Consider the following 17240-nt stretch of genomic DNA (forward strand, 5'->3'; position numbering starts at 1 on the left):
ACGAGTTGGAACTCAAGATCATGCTTGTCGGCTTTGCCTGCGTGGTCGCGGGCGCGCTGTCGTTCATCACCTTCGTGAAATGGCGAGAGGTGAAAGCGCTCAGCCGCTGGTTGCCGGCCCCGGGAAAGATCATTTCCTCGCGCGTCGAGGCACGTGAAGTGAGAAACTCGGGCGTTGGCTCGGACAGCAGCGATACCACCGAAATGCGCAATTTTCCGGCGATCACCTTCGAATACAAGGTCGGCGGCAAGAAATTTCAAAGCTCGCGCTACAGCGTGAAGGAGAATTTGGGGAATTTCGAAGTCGCTGAAACCCTTGCCCAGTTTCCCCGCGGCGCGGAGGTGACTGTCTTCTACAATCCGGCCGATCCGAGCAAAGCGGTGATCGAGCGCACACTGCCGGACGGCGCCTTCAAGTTCATGGTCCAACTTTCGGCAGGATTGGTGATCGGGGCGGTTGTGCTGGTGTTTTCCGTCGGCGGTGTTCTGGAAGCGATTGGGCCGCATTTGCCCAAGCCGCAGAATCTCGGTGCCGCGGCGTTGCTGCTTTTTATGGGCTTGTTCATCCTGAGCATGGGTTTCGCCCAGAAAGCGTTAGCCGAGCAGGCGGCAAAATGGCCGATCGTCGCTGGCCGCATCGACACTTCAGGTCTGCAGGCGCTCCGAAACCATTCAGGCTATGGCCGCTGGCGCACCGTCTCCAAATCCCGCATCGTCTACTCCTATGGCGTCGCCGGCCAGCGCTACAGCGCCGATCGTGTGACCTTCGGCGCCACCGTGACCGCCTCGCTGCCCGGCCTCGTCGGCGGCCAGGCACGGCAATATGTCGAAGGTAGCAAGGTCGACGTTCACTATGACCCCGTCAACCCCGGCTCAGCGGTGCTCGAATGCCGGGTCCGGGGGCTTGGGCTGCTATGGATCTGCTCGGCAGGCTTTCTCGGCGGCGCCGCCTTTCTGCTCGGGCTGGTATGACACTGGTCAGGCGGATTCGGTCATGGCGCCGATCCGCCGGTAGACGAATGGTTCTTCTCTCGAAGGGGCTGTGGCAATGCGCTTGGCTTCGTCGACCAGCATTGCCATGCGAGCATGGATCGGCGATTTCGCGCAAGCCGGGTCCGTTGCAGCGGCATCGCCGGCGATCGCCATCGCCTGGCAGCGGCAGCCGCCCCAGTCGATCTCGCGCCGCTCACAGCCGCGACAGGGTTCCTGCATCCAGTCCGTGCCGCGAAAGGCATTGAACCCCGGTGAATCGGCCCAGATCGAGGACAGCCTGCGTGGTTCGAAACGCTCGAAGCTGAGAGACGGGATCGTCTGTGCGGCATGACAGGGCAGTACGGTGCCGTCAGGCGTCACCATGAAGGCGTCACGCGCCCAGCCGCCCATGCACGGCTTGGGATAGATCGCAAAATAGTCCGGCGTCACAAAATCGATGTTGATGATGCCGGCCAACCGCTCCTGTGCCTCCGCGACGATCTCCGCCTGCCTGTCGACCGCTTCACGCTCGGGCATCAGTTGATCGCGATTGGTCAACGCCCAGCCGGCATACTGCACATTGGCGATCTCAAGCCTCTCCGCGCCCAGCGAAAGGGCGAGATCGATGAATTCCGGCACTTCCTCGATGTTATGGCGATGGATCGGTGCGTTGATGGTAAGAGGCAGACCGGCAGCGCGCGCGCGGCGTGCCGTCTCCAGCTTCTTTTCGTGGGCGCCCTTGTGGTTGCCGATGCGATCGGTGGTCGCCGGCCGCGCGCCTTGAAAGCTCAGTTGCAGATGGTCGAGACCGGCTTCGGCAAATGCCTCGATACGGCCCTCGACGATGCCAACGCCCGCGGTAATCAGATTGGTGTAGACGCCGCGCCCCGCAAGCCCGGCGATCAATTGCTCGAGGTCGCGGCGCAGTGTCGGCTCGCCGCCGGACAGATGCACCTGGAGCACTCCGAGATCGGCGGCCTCCGAGAACAGAGCGAGCCAGGTCTCTGTGTCGAGTTCGCGATTGGCCTTCAGCAGTTCGAGCGGATTGGAGCAATAAGGACATTGCAGCGGGCAGCGATGCGTCAGTTCCGCCAGCATGCCGATTGGCGGGAGGAGGGGCGTGCTCATAGCCTCACCAGCAGCTTATCCGACCATTCCTGCAGGAAGGCGATGACGTCAGTCGCCACGGCCTCCTGCTCGGCCTCGTAATCCGCGGCAAGGCCGGCAATGATGTCGCCGACCGTGGACCGTCCATCGCAGCGGCGCAATATGTCGAGACTGATATCGTTCGGCCAGAATATCTTTTCCGGTGACAGTACGGCGAATGCCTGCCGCACGGAATCGTACTGTATGCGCGCGTGCTTCGGCAGCGAAGGCACCGATCGCAACGACACCACGGCTCTTTCGCGCAGCGCCATCATTGGGCTGCCTCGGGCTGGAAGGCGCCAGGCGGTATGCTGCCCTGCTCGCCATAAGCGTGTTGAAGCGCATCAAGCATGGCCCAGAGTATATCGCATTTGAACACCAGTGCATCGATTGCCTGCTGCTGGCGCTCCGCCGTATCGGCATGGCTGAGCACGTAGGCGAGGGCGAAGCCGGCGTCACGCGAGGCTTGTTCGGGCCTTTGCCTGAAATAGGCCAGCGTATCCTCGGTGATGTAGTCGTATTTGGCCAGCATTGCCGGCACCCGCTCACCGATGATGAGTGGCGAGAACATCTCGGTCAGCGACGACGCGACCGCCTCGAACAGCGTCCGGTTTGTACAAAAGGAAAGGTAAGCGCCCACCGCGAAGCGCGTCGCCGGCAGCGCCAGCCTTTCGCTCTTCACGGCCTCGGCGTCCAGGCCGAGCGAAGTTGCCAGATGCAGCCAGCGCGCGATGCCGCCGCTCCAGCCGTCCTCGCCGTCATGATCCTCGATCCGCTTGCGCCAAGCGGCGCGAAACGCCGGATCCTCGGCATGCACGAGGATCATGGCATCCTTGCGCGGGATGACCGCCTGATAGCAATAGCGGTTCAGCGCCCAGGCCTTCATCTCGGCCTTTGACAACGCGCCGCTGGTCATCCTGTGGTGAAAGGGATGGCGATTGTGATAGCGCTCGGCGCCAACCTGCCTCAATACGGCTTCGAGAGCGCTCGTGGAGAGTCCGCCTTTGGCTGCATCGCGGAAGTCGCTCAAAATTCCATCTCCATACCGTCGTTTGCGATTTCCCAGCCTGCCGCCTTGACCGCCGCGTGCTCGGCGGAATTCTCGTCAAGGATGGGGTTGGTGTTGTTGATGTGGACGAAGACACGGCGGCTAACCTTCACATCGGCCAAGCCTGCGATCGAACCCAGTTCTCCCGAGATCGCCAGATGCCCCATGCGCGCGCCGGTTTTCTGACCGACGCCGGCGACGATCATCTCGTCGTCGGTATACACCGTGCCGTCGAACAAAAGACAGGCGGCATCGGTGAGACGCGCGCGTAAGCGCGCATCGATGCGCGCGCAGCCTGGGATATAGAAGACGGAGCCGCGGCTGCCGATGCCGGCAATTCGGACTCCGATCGTGTCACCTGCGTCGGAGCTGAAATTGGCATCCGGACGGTCTCTATCCTCCAGATAGAGTGCTATCTTCCCGGGCACGGGAAAGGGCTCGATCATTACGCCGGTATCGCGGCCTTCTGCGTCGCAGATGGCCAATTCTTTCGCCGGCGGCAGGATGCGCCGCGGCACAAGCGCTGGATCGAGAACGTTGAAAATCGAATTCGCCTCCAGCGTCGCCAGAACCTGCGCCGTTGCATAGATGGCGAAAGGCTGCCGTTCGCGCAGGCTGAGCAGTCCGGCGATATGATCGACATCGGCATTGGTCAGCACCACCGCGCGAATAGGCGTCGAGCGCAGCGGCGCATCGCCCGCAGGCTGCAGTTCAGGTGTTGCAGCGATTTGTTGGCGAATGTCGGGCGAGGCATTGAAAAGAACCCAGCCGAACCCGTCCGCAGAGGCGGCGACACTTGACTGGGTTCGTGAATGTACGCCGGCCATGCCGGTGCGAGCCGCACGACTCAGACGGTAGTTGCAGTTCCATTGCGGAAAGCCGCCGCCCGCCGCCGATCCGATGATCTTCAAATGCATGAAAATGCCCGCGCGGCGGCTTCTCTGACCTGCAGGCAATTTGCAGTCACAAAAAACGCTTCGCACGCTTTGCGTGCGTCAAAATCTTTCACGAAAATCCCATGCGGCGAGGGGATGCGCGCCCCTGTCGCCAGGGACGCGCACCTCTGCGGCCTACTTCTTGGGAGTAATTTCAGCAGGCAGATACCGTGAAATTTCGAAGCCAGCGGCAACCTGACACATGGTCGGTTTTTTCCAGTTCTTCTTCATGACATTTCTCCTCTTATACCAGCCCGAAGGGACCGATCCTGTCGTTAGCCAACCATTGCAGGGCACCGACGCAATGGCTCGTCCATCAAGTCTCAAAATGGACAAATGAAACAATAGGTTTTGAAAAATTGAAAACAAACTATCGAGAATAATTGCAGTCCTTACTTCAATTGTTCATTGTGTAGGGTTTCTTCTCCTCCAGTGGAAGGTTTGCATCTTCCCACCCATCGGCGCCGAGCGGATACCAGATTACTGAACTGTAGCCCCACTCGACGGCCCGTTTCGCCGCATTCCACGACATCCAGCAATTCGTCATGCAGTAGAACAGAATCGCGCGCGACTTGTCCGTCCCGGCCTTGGCCGCGAGGCCTTGGCGAAAATAGCTGGCGGTCTCCTGCGAAATAGCGCCGTATCCCACATTGGCCAGCCATATGCTGCCTGGAATGTCCTTTCTGACCTTGTCCCTCCATATGGTTCCTGCCGGCAAATTGGTCGGTTTGGGCGTGTCCGGCATCACGTCGAAGAAGATCGCCTTTTTCGCTCGCCACAGCGCTTCCGCTTCCACCGTTGTCACCACCCTCGCGCCTTGCAGCGTCCGCGGCACCGGCGCCCGATAGTCGTCCATCCGGAAACCGCTGGGTTCGACGACATCGCCAGCCCATGTCGGCTCGGTCAGACCCAGAAGGCTCGCGGCGACCAGCAAGAAAATAGTCTCCCTTCCATTCATTGGGTAATCAGGTTGTCGTGTTCGTCGATCAGCGGCACGTTGTAGCTCAGCAGGATCCTGGTGATCTCAGCCTGGTTTTCCCTGATCACCCGGTTGAGCGTCCGCTTCCATTCCTGGTCGGACGGACGTACGCCCATGGTGATGCGGTAAGACATGCGCGAGCCGGTTTTTTCCTTCACCAGTGGAACGATCGTCACATCAGCTCCGAGTTCCCTTGCATAGTAACCTGCCATCGGTCCCCACAGCACCGCCGCATCGATCCTGTGTGCCAGCATGTCCTTGATCATGACCTCTCCCATGGATGGGGTGACGCGCGTATCCACCGCAAGCGGATAGATCTTGGCGGTCCGCAGAAGCTTGTTGGCGGCCATGTTGGCGGTTGGCGGCGTGCTTTCAACGACGCCGATCGTCTTGCCCGTGAGTCTGGGATCCTCGATCGTTTCCACACCTTCCATATCGTGGCTTTTTGGATGCACCAGCACATAGGCGGAGCGATAGTAGGCGTTGGTGTTCTGCACCAGCTCATCGCCTTGGGCATAGCCCATGATGATGTCGCATCGGTTGGCCCCCAACGTATTGCGCACGAAGCCGGTGATCGTGGGAAACCAGGTGTAGGAGACGGACTTGCGCCCGGTTTTCGCGGCAACCAGCTCGGCCAGCTTGTTTTCGAAGCCTTCGCCGCTCTTGTCGGTGAAGGGCATATTCGAGGGATCGGCGCAGACGCGCAGAATGTCGGGATCGACCAGTTCTCCCGCCGCGCCAAGACCGGCGCTTTGCGCATGCGCGTTCGACGGCAGCAAGGCGAGTGTGCCGAGGATCGGCAGAACGACGCGCAGCTTCAATGCATCGCGGCCAATCATGTCATCCACCCATGCAGGATGCTTCGGCATCCTTCGCCGCCTGGGCCTTGTCTTCGTGCTTGGGCGGCCGTCCGCGGGGGGCCGCGCCATCTGCGCGCGCGCGCAGGTAGACGTAGAGGTCGTCCATGTAGCAATAGACATTCTTGTTGTCGCCAAAGGCAGGCATGACGTTTTCCTTGCCGCCGCCGACATTCTTGCGGCCTTCGGCGACGATCGAGAGGAATGTGGCGTAATCCATGGTTTTCAGGCTGTTGACCAAAGCCGGCGCATAGCTCGAACCTGTCGCGTCCTGTCCGTGGCAGACATGGCAATCGGAGTGATACCGGCGGTAGCCGCTGAACGTGTACCAATCGACGGTTCCGTTTTCGATCTTGTAGGTCGGATTTCCATCCGCATCCATATACTTGCCGCCTTCTTCCTTTACCGCCTTGGCTTTTTCCATGCTGTCGTCGGCCTGGGCGACGCCTGAGCTTGCCAGAGGCAGCAGAGCCAGGACCAAAGCCGAAATTACAATGCGAACGGACATTCAAACGCTTCCTTCATTTGCCAATGGACACGGTTTTGCTGTCGCGACCGGCATTGATCGGTGTTTTTGGGTGCGTAACCGAATCGAGAGCCCGGACATGGCTTCCGGATGATCCGGGCTCTCGTTCTTCAAGCCTTTGGTCTCACAAGACCCGAGGCGTGCTCAAGGTTCCCGGCGCATCAATCCGGGAGACCGAAGACGGTGAGCTGACCGCCCAGCGTTGTGTAGTCGGCAAGTGCCGCGTAGCCGCCGACGGCACCAAGACCAGCGGTGCCAACGACCGCCGCCTCGTCGCCTTGGGCACGGCCCTGATCGACGGCGCCATGCCAGGCAGCGGCGTTATCAGGCGAAAGCAGGCCGCCTGCCAGGCCGATACCTGCCCAGCCACCGACGCCGGACAGAACGGCGATGTACTGCTTGCCGCCCTGCTCGTAGGTCGTGATGTTGCCGATGATGCCGGACGGGGTCTTGAACTTGTAGAGTTCCTTGCCGTCCTTATCGACCGCCTTGATGTAGCCTTCGAGTGTACCGTAGAAGACGACGTCGCCATCTGTCGCCAACGCACCCGACCACACCGAGAACTGCTCGGGCTTCGACCAGACGATCTCACCCTTGGCCGCATCCCAGGCAATGAAGTTGCCCATGTTGCCGTCGCCGCCAGGTGCGGGATACATCGACACGGTGGCGCCAACATAAGGCTGACCGGCGGTGTAGCTCACCTTGTAAGGCTCATAGTCCATGCAGACATGGTTGGTCGGGACATAGAACAGCCCGGTCTTCGGCGAATAGGCCGCCGGCTGCTGGTCCTTCGTTCCAAGCGCTGCCGGGCAGATGCCCGTCGAGTTGGTGTCTTCGCCGTTCTGCTGGGTCGAATATTTCGCCACGACCTGCGGGCGACCATATTGTTCGCTCTTGGGGTCCATGACGACTTCCGTCGCCCAGTTCACGGCCGGATCGTATTTCTTGGCGACGAGAAGGTCGCCGGTGGCGCGATCCATGGTGTAGGCGAAACCATTGCGATCGAAATGCACCAGCACGTCGTGCTTGGCGCCGTTGACCTCCATGCCATCGACGAGGATCATCTCGTTGATGCCGTCATAGTCCCATTCGTCATGCGGGGTCATCTGGTAGAGCCATTTGGCAACACCGGTATCCGCATCGCGGGCCATGATCGTCATCGACCAGCGATTGTCGCCGGGGCGTTGTACCGGGTTCCACGTCGAGGGATTGCCGGTGCCATAGTAGACCAGGTTCAGCTTGGGATCATAGGAATACCATCCCCATGTCGTGCCGCCGCCTGTCTTCCACTGCTCGCCTTCCCAGGTGTTCGTGCCGGAATCCTTGCCCACCGGCTTGCCGAGATGCGTGGTCTTCTCAGGATCGAGCAGGGTGTCTGCGTCCGGACCTTCCGAATAGGCTTTCCAGGCGAGTTTGCCATCTTTCAGATTGTAGGCGGCCAGCCAGCCGCGAACGCCGAATTCGGCGCCGGATACGCCGATGAGCACCTTGTCCTTGACGACGACGGGAGCAGCCGTGCCGGATTCGCCCTTGCCGCCATCGGTCTGGTCGCCGTTCTTGACCGACCAGACGACCTTGCCGGTCTTCGCGTCGAGGGCGACGACGGTGGTGTCGGCCTGATTGAGAATGATCTTGCCGTCACCATAGGCAACGCCGCGATTGACCGTATCGCAACACATGATCGGAATGACGTTGGGATCCTGCTTGGGTTCGTATTTCCAGAGGATCTTCCCGTCATTCTTGAGATCGAGCGCAAAGACATTGTTCGGGAAAGGCGTGTGAACATACATCACATCGCCGATGATAAGCGGTCCACCCTCGTGGCCTCGTAGCACGCCGGTGGAAAAGGTCCACTTGACCTGCAGGTTCTTCACATTGTCCGCAGTAATCTGGTTGAGTTTGGAATAGCGGGTGTTGGCGTAGTCACCCGTCTGCATTGCCCAGTTCTTCGAATCCGAAGCCAGCTTTGCAAGGTCCTCGTTAGCCGACGCCGTAAAGGCCGCGCCGAGCGACAGAAACGCCGCAGTGGTTAGAATATAGGTAGCTTTCGTAAATACACGCATCCGAATTCCTCCCGAGGTTCATAGTGATGAATCATTTGCTGAGCCCACAAGGGCTTGCCCAAGCGATTCACGGGGGGGAAATATTTCCGGCAGCGTGTCACGACCTAAGCCAGATGTGCAGAGGGCACCGTTACTGCCCACCTCACCTTGGCCTACGAAAGACTGTCGCCGCTCCCTAATGACGGTGACGCCCTTGAAGCCGGAAACAGAGTGAGGCTATGTCATCGCAAAACGCTAGGCAAGCAAAAAAGCCTGGGTGTTTTTTTGCACCGCAATATCGTAAATGATGCGGCGCAATATAAGGAAATAAGTAGGGTAGTATTTGTTAGATGAAGTATTTCTGATTGAGAAATAACGGTGGGCCGGATAAAATTTGATTATTTTTTGAGTTTTACATTTCACCTAAGTGTGGATTTTATTTGGAGGTATTCACTTCGATGTCTCGGCATGGCCATGTACGTGCCCCGTTGGGAAACGATAGTGAGCCAAGCATGAGATGATCGTTGGAGTTGGAGCGTGGACCGGGGCATGGGGCCCCCATGCGGAACCACCGTCGACCAGCACTGCATTCCTCCTTTGGTCGTATACGGAAGCCATGGGCGCTTGACTGACTCTGCGGCACGTTGCCAACTGCCACGGTGATCCCGACTGGGCGCATCACGCCCAGGCCAACCGGAGGTTTTCCCGTGATCAGATATGTTGGATTTTCGACTTTGCCGCTGCTTCTTGCCGCGCCGCTGGCCTTCGCAAACCCGGCGGGCGCCGCGGGAGATTACCCGACAGCAACGATTGCCGATTACGTGCTCGGCTGCATGCAGACGAACGGCCAGACACGTCAGGCGCTGGAAAGCTGTTCCTGCTCGATCGACGTCATCGCCTCGATCCTTCCCTACGACCACTATGAGAGAGCCGAGACTTTCAAGAGCATGTCTTTGACCACAGGGGAAAACGCGGGGCTGTTTCGCGAGAGCGCACCGGCGAAGGCAGCCCGTACCGAATTGAAGCGCGCGCAGTCGGAAGCCGACGTGCGCTGCTTTTAGAACCTGCTCAAATCCGCAAGCCGGATGGAGTTCCATCCTTTGTCTGGACAGTACCTTCCCGAAACAAGCTCCACTTTCGGGGTCAAGCTGGCAAGCACCCGGCAGTCCGGCACAGGATATCGAGACTTCAGAGTCCCGCTGTCTCCAGCGGCCACTGATTGCGAAATGTCTTGCCATCCGTATCGATCGCTTCAACCTGGATTTCGCCGTTGCCGTGCACGGTGAAATCAAATCGGAAATTGGGGTCTTCCGAAATCGATATTCCACCTTCCATGGAGAGGATCGGCTGGCCGGCTTGGGAGATCGACAGTTTCTGGACAAAATGCGCCGGTATGAAATACTGGGTCAGCGGATCCCGCTGCAGCCCCGAATTGTTAGGGTGCCGGATCATCAACTGCAGTTCCTCGGTCTTGGTCATCGTCTCTTTGGGCGGGAACTGGCGCAGCTTCATCTGACCCATCGTCGCGTTGGCCTCGTCCTGGTTCTTGACCGCAGGGGCGGAGCATCCGCCTGACGCCTTGACGAAGGTCTGCGCCATATGGAGTTGGCCGCCCTGCGTCTCAGCGATGGCCCGCAGATAGGAATAGTCGTTGACGCGCACGCGCGTCGACAGATGCGTCACGCCGGCATCCTTGCCGAGCTGGAACGTTGCCGCCACCGGTGCAGGGTTGGCATCGATGATCAAGGTAACGGATTTGATGCCGTCCGGCGCCTTGGCTGGATCGAGATAGATGTCGACGGGCACGATGGCGGCATCCTGCGCCCGCTTCGGCGCTTCGATCCTGACGACGCCGGTATCGACCAGAATTGCCCGATCGCCGAACACGTCGCCCTTCAAATCCTGCCAGATCCTATCCGAGGACGCGGTTGTTTGCTGTGCGCTGGCGGTTCCCGAGGAGCCGAGCAGCGTGCCGATGGCCAAGATGATCGCGACGAAAACGAATGCGAGCGGCAAAGCGAGCTGCCGGCTCGAGTAAGCGTGATTTTGCATTTCGATGCCTCCACCAATGCAAGAGAGGTGGTGCCCAGGCTGGCGTTGAGGATAAGCCTTTGGCGACGCCTTGGCAAATCGCCGTGCCTTACAGCTGCCTGGCGCATGTCGGTGTCGTCTATTCCCATTCGAGTTCGGCAAATGCGGCCGTTGCGTTGCGCTCGTTGTAGTCGTCGAACAGGTGCCAATTATCCCGTTCGCTTTCGCCAGCGGTTTTGACTGCTTCGCGCAGCGGCGTTCCGTCGGCGATCGCCTTGCGGATATCGCGCGCCAGAACCTCGAAATAGCGTCGCTCCCCCGCCAGCGCCTGTGGCCAGTCGGCCGTTACAGGACCATGACCTGGAACGACGCGCGCGGCGTCGATCGCGGTGAGCGCATCCATCTGGCGGAGCCATCCAAGCAGTGATCCGTCGAGCGTCGGCAAGGAGCCCATAAACACGACATCGCCGGCAAAGAGCGTTCTGGTCGCGGGATCGAACACGGTCAGGTCGTTGTCGGTGTGCGCCGCCTTCCATGCCCGCAGTTCGATCATGCGCCCGCCGAGGTCGAGTTGCAGGCGATCGTCGACCAGCATGGTCGGCGACACGATCTCGATCCCCTCCATCAGCGCCTCGCCAAGCTGTTCGCGATAGTTGTGCAGATAGAACGCGCCACGCGCCTCGAGAGCACGCGGCAGATTACGGTGACCGACGATGGTCGCGCCGATCTTCCGGAATGCCGCATTGCCGAAGATATGGTCGGGATGCATGTGGGTGTTGACCAGGAAGCGAACCGGCTTTGCTGTCAGCTTTCCGATCGCGGCGAGAAAGGCGTGCGCCTCGATGAGGCTGCCACCGCTGTCGATGACGGCAACCGCATCGGTGCCGATGACGGCGCCCAGATTGCAGATCGCACCGTCGTTGGCGGCGGTCATCAACTCATCCGCGCCCTGGAAGGCGAAGACGCCGTCGGCGATTTGTCTGACCGAGAACCGAGAACTGCCACCTGCGGCCAGAACGGCTCGTCCGAGGCAGCATGGCAGCAAGGCGGCGCTGGCGGCGGTGCAGGCGAAGCCACTCACAAGCCTGCGTCTTAGCAGATCAACCGACATGAAGGCCTCCGATATGCATTTCGCCTGCTGGCAATCAGGTGACGTCCGGAAATCTATGATGGAACGACCGCAGAAGGTCGCTCATCACCTGCGAATTGCGATGTTGCCGTGGCAGCCGTACGTCGAACACGCCGAGCACATGGGTTGGCCGCGGCGCGAGCACGATGATGCGGTCCGACAGCATCAGTGCCTCGCGTAGATTGTGCGTCACCATCAAGGCGGTCGTTGGCCGTGCCGACCACACGGTCAAAAGCAGATGCCGAAGCCGCTCGGCGGTCTGTTCGTCGAGCGAGACAAAGGGTTCGTCCAGGAAAAGCACCGCCGGCTCGGTGGCGAAAGCCCTGGCAAGTGCTGCCCTGCGCGCAAGGCCGAGCGACAGTTCGGCAGGATAGAGCGAGCGCATGCCGGCGAGGCCGAGCGTGTCGAACAGCCTGTCGAGATTTTTCGCTCTCAAGCTTTTCGGCAACGCCAGCCTGACATTCTGCTCCACCGTTCGCCACGGCAGCAGGGTCGGTTCCTGGAATACGGCGGCGATGCGGTTCGAACCTCCTTGCGGCAACTGGAAGGAGCCGGAAAAGTCTTTGTCCAAGCCAAGCAGGATACGCAGCGTCGTGGTTTTGCCGCAGCCCGACGGTCCCAGCAAGCAGGCGAATTCGCCTTGCCGGACCTCGAAGGAAAGGTCCTGAAGCGCCGTGATCGAGACGCCTCGCGCGGACCTGAAGGTCTTTTCGGCGATGTCGACCTTAAGCGGGACGACGGCGCCAACGGGTTGCATGTCGTTCAACGGGCTGCACCAGGAGAAGTTCAATGACAAGCATCACCGCCACGAAAGCCAGCGTGTAGGCAAGAATGGCGGCGACATCGAAGAGCTGGAAATAGAGATGGATCTGGAAGCCGACACCGTTCGAGCGGCCGAGCAACTCGACGACCAGGACGATCTTCCAGATGAGGGCGATGCCGGATCGCGATGCGGCGGCAAGATAGGGCTGCAATTGCGGCAGCAGGATATGGCGGATGCGTTCAAGGCGGCCGAAGCGATAGACGGTGGCCATTTCGGCGTAACTTGGATCAAGCGCCCTGGCGCCTTCGCGCATCGTCACCACGACATTCGGGATCTTGTTCACCGCCACCGCGCCGATCGCCGCCACCTCGTTGAGGCCGAACCAGATATAGCCGAGGACGATGACCACCAGCGCCGGGATGTTGAGGAACAGGATCACCCACGGGTTGAAAAAACGGTCGACGCGACGATGGCTGCCGAGCAAAACGCCGATGACGGATCCGATGATCATTGCGACGATATATGCCGCGGCGACCCGGCCGAGGGTCACGCCGAGATGGTAAAAAAGGTCGCCGCTCGCAGCCTCCCTGAGAAGCACCTGCCAGACCTGCCCAGGTCCTGGAAAGGCACGGCTTGGCCAGACACTTGCCGCAAGGTTCCATAGCAGGCAAAGCCCGAGCAGGGAGACCGCTACGGTCAGCGCGGGCATGAGTGCCGTCGCCAGATTGCGTCGGCCGGACATGGTCGGCGGGGCATCACGCGCGCCGTCGGTTCCCAATGCGGTCATTTCTCGGGGTCCTGCCAGAACGTGCCGGGCGCCATTTCCGGCGCGCTGCCGACAAGCTTCGCGCCGCCGATCGCCGCAAGCACATGGTATAGCCTCCCGGCGTCGGCCGCTTCCTCGGCGATCGACCGGCTGGGAATGCCCTGGCGGTAGCGATCGCGCAGTTTTTCCAGTTCCTTGCCTTCCGCGCGAATGATCGGCGCCAGGCGCAGCCATTCGTCATCGGATCTGGCCAGCAAGTCCTTGGCTTGCGCGGACGCCCTCACGAAACCCCTGACGGCATCGGGGTTCTCGTTGGCCCATTGGTCATGGAAGACGTAACCGAGCGCCGAAACGGGTCCCAGAGCCCCGAGCGTCTTTGCCGCGTCATTCACGCCGATCAATCGACGGAAGCCATTGGCCTCGAGACGCGCGCAAAAATGCCAGAAATTCAGCACTGCATCGAGTTCGCCCTGTATCGCCTTTTCCGAAATCAGTGGCGGCGCGCCAAAGACGATGTCGCTGGTTGCCGACAGGTCGACGCCGAGATCGCGTCTGGTCAGCGCTTGTATCAGCAGCCAACTCTTGTCGAGCGGGCCGCCGGCGACGCCGATCTTCTTGTCCTTGAGATCGGCGACCGTCCGGATCGGCGAATCCTCCTTCACCATGATCGCACCCACCGCGGTCGAATAGGGGGTCAATGTGAGGTCGCCGCCTTCGGAGCGCTGGCGCGAGACCCACAGCCAGTCGGAGACGATCATATCGATCGCGCCAGCCAGCATCGCGACGTTGGTTGCATCCTCGCCGGCGAAGTCGATGATCTCCAGACCGATCCCGTTCGCGGCATCGAATTTGTGCTGCCTTAGCGTATCGAGTTCCCAACTCACGGTTCCAAACTTCAGCACACCGAGGCGAATCCTGGCTGCCGCAACGCCCGGCCTGGTAGCAAGAACAGCGGCTGTCCCGAGAACCGCCAGACGCAACGTCATGCGCCGTGAAACCATCATGACACCTCCTCCCCAGGGTTCCGCGCTGCCAAATCAAATGGCTCGTTCCTTGTTTGGAAATGCGCATTTCCAGCGCATGACCTTGAGGGTCGGGTGTTCTTGGGACCATTTCGCGATTTCGCTGGGGGCAAGGATCATGCATTGGAACAGAGTGCCGCGGCTCTCGAAATAGAGATGTTCGTCTCGGCAATTGCTCGGATTGGCGCTGAGGCAAACCGTCAATATGAGATCGACCATGTCCATTCAGCACCTCTTGCGCGTTCCCAAACGCTCATCCCGGCGAGCTCAGCCCAACCAGAAGCGAGGGCAAAATCACCGTTTGCCGGATTTCCCGAGGTGCCAATGGAGAAACCGGAGTGAGGTCAAGCTACGCGCTCGCCGGATCACCGTCAACAAAGACGAATGGACGGGTCTGTTGAGCACCCAGGCCTCTAAACCTTTGTACGATTGACTTTCACAACATGCCAATTAGCTTCTGAATCACGCGGCGCGGCTCCACGGGAGAAGCGGATATTCCACACCACCGCGTAAGGCGCATGCCGACGGATCAAAGGATCGGCATGCGCAAATCGTCCAGGGCACCCAGACGATCAATGAGGAAATGCCATGCGCGCAATCGCATTTTTCGCAGTCATGTCCGTTGTGCCCTTCATCGCGAGCCAATCCCAGGCACAGGATGCGGCGGCTGGTGAGAAGGTCTTCGCCAAATGCAAGGTCTGCCACGTCGCCGACCAGGACAAGAACAAGGTCGGCCCGTCGTTGAACGGCGTCATAGGCCGAACGGCTGGAACACACCCGGGGTTCAGCTATTCTCAGGCGATGGTCGCGGCTGGCAAATCCGGCGTCAAATGGGATGAGCCCTCACTGAAGACCTATCTTCACGATCCCAAGGCCATGGTCAAAGGAACGAAGATGGCGTTTGTCGGCCTCAAGCAGGACGAAGACATCGCCAATGTCATTGCCTATCTGAAGCAATTCTCGAAATAGAGCGCAGCCGGCCGTTCGAATTTGCGTTCGGCCGGCGGACGCCTCAATCACGCATCGGCTTGCAGCCTCTGCATTGCCGAAGGCAGATCGAAAAGGCTGTCGCAAACAAGGTCGGCGCCAAGCTCTTCCACCGGAATGTGGCTGTAGCCGCCGCGCAACAGAATGACGGGCATGCCGGCGGCGCGTGCGGCGCCCAGGTCGGCGCCACTGTCTCCGACCAGCAGCGCGTCACCGGCGTCGACCCCAAGCTGTGCCAACGCCAGCAGCAGGGCATCGGGCGCCGGTTTCAGGAATGTCACCGCGTCTCCGCCAACGATGGCGCCGAAATATTCCGTCAATCCGAAATGAAGCAGGATTTCGCGGGTCGCCAACTGCGGTTTGTTGGTTACCACCCCCATGCTTACCCCGCCCAAATGAAAGTGGGTGAGAGCCTCCCTGACGCCAGGCATCAGCCTTGTCAGGCCGGTCAGATGCCGGCGGTAGATAGGCGCCATGACGCGGTTGGCCTCATCGAGAGCGTTACCGAGCAGTGGCGCTCCCGACGCCGCGAAGGCTCGCTCGATCAATTTCCTGACGCCGCCGCCGATCATGGCCGTGACCTGATCCAGGCGCAGCGGCGGCAGATCGCGGCTGGCCAGCAATTCGTTGACTGCGGCCGCTATGTCCGGCGCCGAGTCGACCAGCGTGCCGTCGAGGTCGAACAGGATCGCCTTCGGCGATCGAAGCGGCCTACCTGCGCCGACGTTCATGCGGCATCCTTCCACTTGATCGAGCAGCCGATCGAGGCGATCTGGTCCAGCGGCCCGTCGCCGGTTCGGGCAACCTGCTTCATCGCCTCGAACAGATCGCGTCTCAGCCCGGGCGCTCCGGCTTCTCGTCGCGAGGCGTCCAGCCGACCGCGATATTGCAGTCCCAACTCGCTGTTGAACCCGAAGAAATCGGGAGTGCACACGGCTGCGTAATCGCGCGCCACAGTTTGGTGCTGGTCGTGCAGGTAAGGGAAGCTGAAGCCGCTCGTCGTGGCGAATAGCTTCATTTGGTCGAAGGAATCCTCCGGGTAGGCATCGGCATCGTTTGAGTTGATCGCGACAAAGCCGATACCTTCGGCCTTGAGGTCGTTGGCATCGCGCACGATACGTGAAATCACCGCCTTCACATAAGGGCAGTGATTGCAGATGAAGGCCACGACCAGGCCGTTCGGGCCGGCCTGGCTGAAGATCGAATGCGACCTGCCGTCGACGTCAGGCAAAACGGCATCGATGGCGCGCCAGCCGAAATCGCAGACAGGGGGGACGGCCGCCATGCTTGCCTCCGATGGAATGGTTTACGCGGCTTTCCGGATCGCACCGTCGGCCGCCTGTCGGATGGTTCCAATGTTGGCGCGATAGGCCGCCTCGGTGCCCCCCTTGAACACGGCCGACCCGGCGACCAGCACATTGGCGCCGGCTGCAGTGACCAGCGGGGCGGTTTCGGCCGTGACGCCGCCATCGATTTCGATGTCAATCGGGCGGTGGCCAACCAGTGCCTTGATTCGCCTGATCTTCTCGATGACCGCGGAAATGAAGGCCTGGCCGCCAAAGCCTGGATTGACCGTCATCAGAAGCACCAGGTCGAGCCTGTCGAGCACATATTCGATGGCGCTCTCCGGCGTCGAAGGATTCAGCGATACGCCGGCCTTCTTGCCGAGATTTTTGATCGCCTGCAGGGAACGATCGAGATGCGGCCCGGCCTCGGCGTGCACCGTGATGATGTCGCAGCCGGCGTCGGCGAAGGCGGCCAGATAGGGGTCGGCCGGCGCGATCATCAGATGGCAGTCGAAGACTTTGTCCGTTCGGTCGCGGATCGCCTTGATCACCGGCGGACCGAAGGTGATGTTGGGTACGAAATGCCCGTCCATCACGTCGAGATGGATCCAGTCGGCACCCGCCCGCACGACAGCTTCGACCTCGTCGCCGAGCCGCGAGAAATCCGCGGAAAGCACGGAGGGTGCGATGATTGTCCTGGTGACCATGGTCGTCGTCTCCAATCCTGTCTGCGCTGTTGGTCTCTGCGCCAG

At 60.5% G+C, this 17240-nt stretch carries 20 protein-coding genes; 3 read left to right on the top strand and 17 right to left on the bottom strand.

The window, feature by feature from the left end:
* Positions 1-5: 5 nt before the first annotated feature.
* Entirely contained in the window at positions 6-971 is a 966-nt protein-coding gene (locus X735_RS155935; protein ID WP_245273178.1) for a DUF3592 domain-containing protein, read from the top strand.
* Between the two features lie 6 nt (positions 972-977).
* On the opposite strand, the gene pqqE is transcribed toward X735_RS155935, so the two are convergent.
* The 8 genes from pqqE to X735_RS155895 all read right to left on the bottom strand — a co-directional run bounded on the left by pqqE (position 978) and on the right by X735_RS155895 (position 8525).
* Positions 978-2099, bottom strand: coding sequence for a pyrroloquinoline quinone biosynthesis protein PqqE (gene pqqE, locus X735_RS155930; RefSeq protein ID WP_023810379.1), 1122 nt, complete (start codon positions 2097-2099; stop codon positions 978-980).
* Positions 2096-2392 carry a pyrroloquinoline quinone biosynthesis peptide chaperone PqqD gene (gene pqqD, locus X735_RS155925; RefSeq protein WP_023810380.1) on the bottom strand — a complete coding sequence of 99 codons (297 nt, stop codon included), beginning with the start codon at positions 2390-2392 and terminating at the stop codon, positions 2096-2098. The genes pqqE and pqqD overlap by 4 nt, the downstream gene beginning before the upstream one ends.
* Positions 2389-3147 carry a pyrroloquinoline-quinone synthase PqqC gene (gene pqqC, locus X735_RS155920; RefSeq protein ID WP_023810381.1) on the bottom strand — a complete coding sequence of 253 codons (759 nt, stop codon included), beginning with the start codon at positions 3145-3147 and terminating at the stop codon, positions 2389-2391. Before pqqC ends, pqqD begins: the two co-directional genes overlap by 4 nt.
* Complete coding sequence (gene pqqB, locus X735_RS155915; RefSeq protein WP_023810382.1) at positions 3144-4082, bottom strand: pyrroloquinoline quinone biosynthesis protein PqqB; 939 nt, start codon at positions 4080-4082, stop codon at positions 3144-3146. The genes pqqC and pqqB overlap by 4 nt, the downstream gene beginning before the upstream one ends.
* A gap of 415 nt (positions 4083-4497) precedes the next feature.
* Positions 4498-5058, bottom strand: a complete 561-nt coding sequence (locus X735_RS155910; protein WP_023810384.1) for a PQQ-dependent catabolism-associated CXXCW motif protein — start codon at positions 5056-5058, stop codon at positions 4498-4500.
* Entirely contained in the window at positions 5055-5948 is an 894-nt protein-coding gene (locus tag X735_RS155905; protein ID WP_031212956.1) for a quinoprotein dehydrogenase-associated putative ABC transporter substrate-binding protein, read from the bottom strand. The genes X735_RS155910 and X735_RS155905 overlap by 4 nt, the downstream gene beginning before the upstream one ends.
* Entirely contained in the window at positions 5920-6444 is a 525-nt protein-coding gene (locus tag X735_RS155900) for a c-type cytochrome, methanol metabolism-related (protein WP_023810386.1), read from the bottom strand. Before X735_RS155900 ends, X735_RS155905 begins: the two co-directional genes overlap by 29 nt.
* Before the next feature lie 179 nt (positions 6445-6623).
* Positions 6624-8525, bottom strand: coding sequence for a methanol/ethanol family PQQ-dependent dehydrogenase (locus X735_RS155895; RefSeq protein ID WP_023810387.1), 1902 nt, complete (start codon positions 8523-8525; stop codon positions 6624-6626).
* A gap of 686 nt (positions 8526-9211) precedes the next feature.
* Between X735_RS155895 and X735_RS155890 the strand changes: the two genes are divergently transcribed.
* Complete coding sequence (locus X735_RS155890; protein WP_023810388.1) at positions 9212-9565, top strand: hypothetical protein; 354 nt, start codon at positions 9212-9214, stop codon at positions 9563-9565.
* Positions 9566-9692: 127 nt separating this feature from the next.
* Here the strand turns inward: X735_RS155890 and X735_RS155885 are convergent, their stop codons facing one another.
* The 6 genes from X735_RS155885 to X735_RS155860 all read right to left on the bottom strand — a co-directional run bounded on the left by X735_RS155885 (position 9693) and on the right by X735_RS155860 (position 14440).
* Positions 9693-10556, bottom strand: a complete 864-nt coding sequence (locus X735_RS155885; protein ID WP_023810389.1) for a quinoprotein dehydrogenase-associated SoxYZ-like carrier — start codon at positions 10554-10556, stop codon at positions 9693-9695.
* Between the two features lie 118 nt (positions 10557-10674).
* Positions 10675-11646, bottom strand: coding sequence for a quinoprotein relay system zinc metallohydrolase 2 (locus tag X735_RS155880; RefSeq protein ID WP_023810390.1), 972 nt, complete (start codon positions 11644-11646; stop codon positions 10675-10677).
* 34 nt (positions 11647-11680) lie between these two features.
* The gene (locus tag X735_RS155875; RefSeq protein WP_023810391.1) at positions 11681-12421 is read right to left on the bottom strand and encodes an ATP-binding cassette domain-containing protein; all 741 of its coding nucleotides are present in this window, start codon (positions 12419-12421) and stop codon (positions 11681-11683) included.
* Positions 12390-13214 (bottom strand): ABC transporter permease, encoded by an 825-nt coding sequence (locus X735_RS155870; RefSeq protein WP_031212962.1) that lies wholly within the window; start codon positions 13212-13214, stop codon positions 12390-12392. Before X735_RS155870 ends, X735_RS155875 begins: the two co-directional genes overlap by 32 nt.
* Complete coding sequence (locus X735_RS155865) at positions 13211-14197, bottom strand: ABC transporter substrate-binding protein (RefSeq protein WP_023810393.1); 987 nt, start codon at positions 14195-14197, stop codon at positions 13211-13213. The genes X735_RS155870 and X735_RS155865 overlap by 4 nt, the downstream gene beginning before the upstream one ends.
* A 33-nt stretch (positions 14198-14230) precedes the next feature.
* A complete protein-coding gene (locus tag X735_RS155860; protein ID WP_023810394.1) occupies positions 14231-14440 on the bottom strand; it encodes a hypothetical protein in 210 nt (69 codons plus the stop codon).
* Positions 14441-14803: 363 nt separating this feature from the next.
* Between X735_RS155860 and X735_RS155855 the strand changes: the two genes are divergently transcribed.
* Positions 14804-15184 (top strand): cytochrome c family protein, encoded by a 381-nt coding sequence (locus tag X735_RS155855; RefSeq protein WP_023810395.1) that lies wholly within the window; start codon positions 14804-14806, stop codon positions 15182-15184.
* A 47-nt stretch (positions 15185-15231) separates the two neighbouring features.
* On the opposite strand, the gene gph is transcribed toward X735_RS155855, so the two are convergent.
* From gph to rpe, 3 genes are read right to left on the bottom strand one after another with little or no spacing between them, the layout of a single operon-like run.
* Positions 15232-15933: a phosphoglycolate phosphatase gene (gph, locus tag X735_RS155850; RefSeq protein WP_023810396.1), complete on the bottom strand. Its 702-nt coding sequence runs from the start codon at positions 15931-15933 to the stop codon at positions 15232-15234.
* Positions 15930-16487, bottom strand: a complete 558-nt coding sequence (locus X735_RS155845) for a thioredoxin family protein (RefSeq protein ID WP_023810397.1) — start codon at positions 16485-16487, stop codon at positions 15930-15932. The genes gph and X735_RS155845 overlap by 4 nt, the downstream gene beginning before the upstream one ends.
* Positions 16488-16508: 21 nt before the next feature.
* Positions 16509-17195: a ribulose-phosphate 3-epimerase gene (gene rpe / locus X735_RS155840; protein WP_023810398.1), complete on the bottom strand. Its 687-nt coding sequence runs from the start codon at positions 17193-17195 to the stop codon at positions 16509-16511.
* Positions 17196-17240 lie beyond the last annotated feature (45 nt).

The sequence above is a fragment of the Mesorhizobium sp. L2C084A000 genome (assembly GCF_000502875.1).
Classification (GTDB): Bacteria; Pseudomonadota; Alphaproteobacteria; order Rhizobiales; family Rhizobiaceae; genus Mesorhizobium.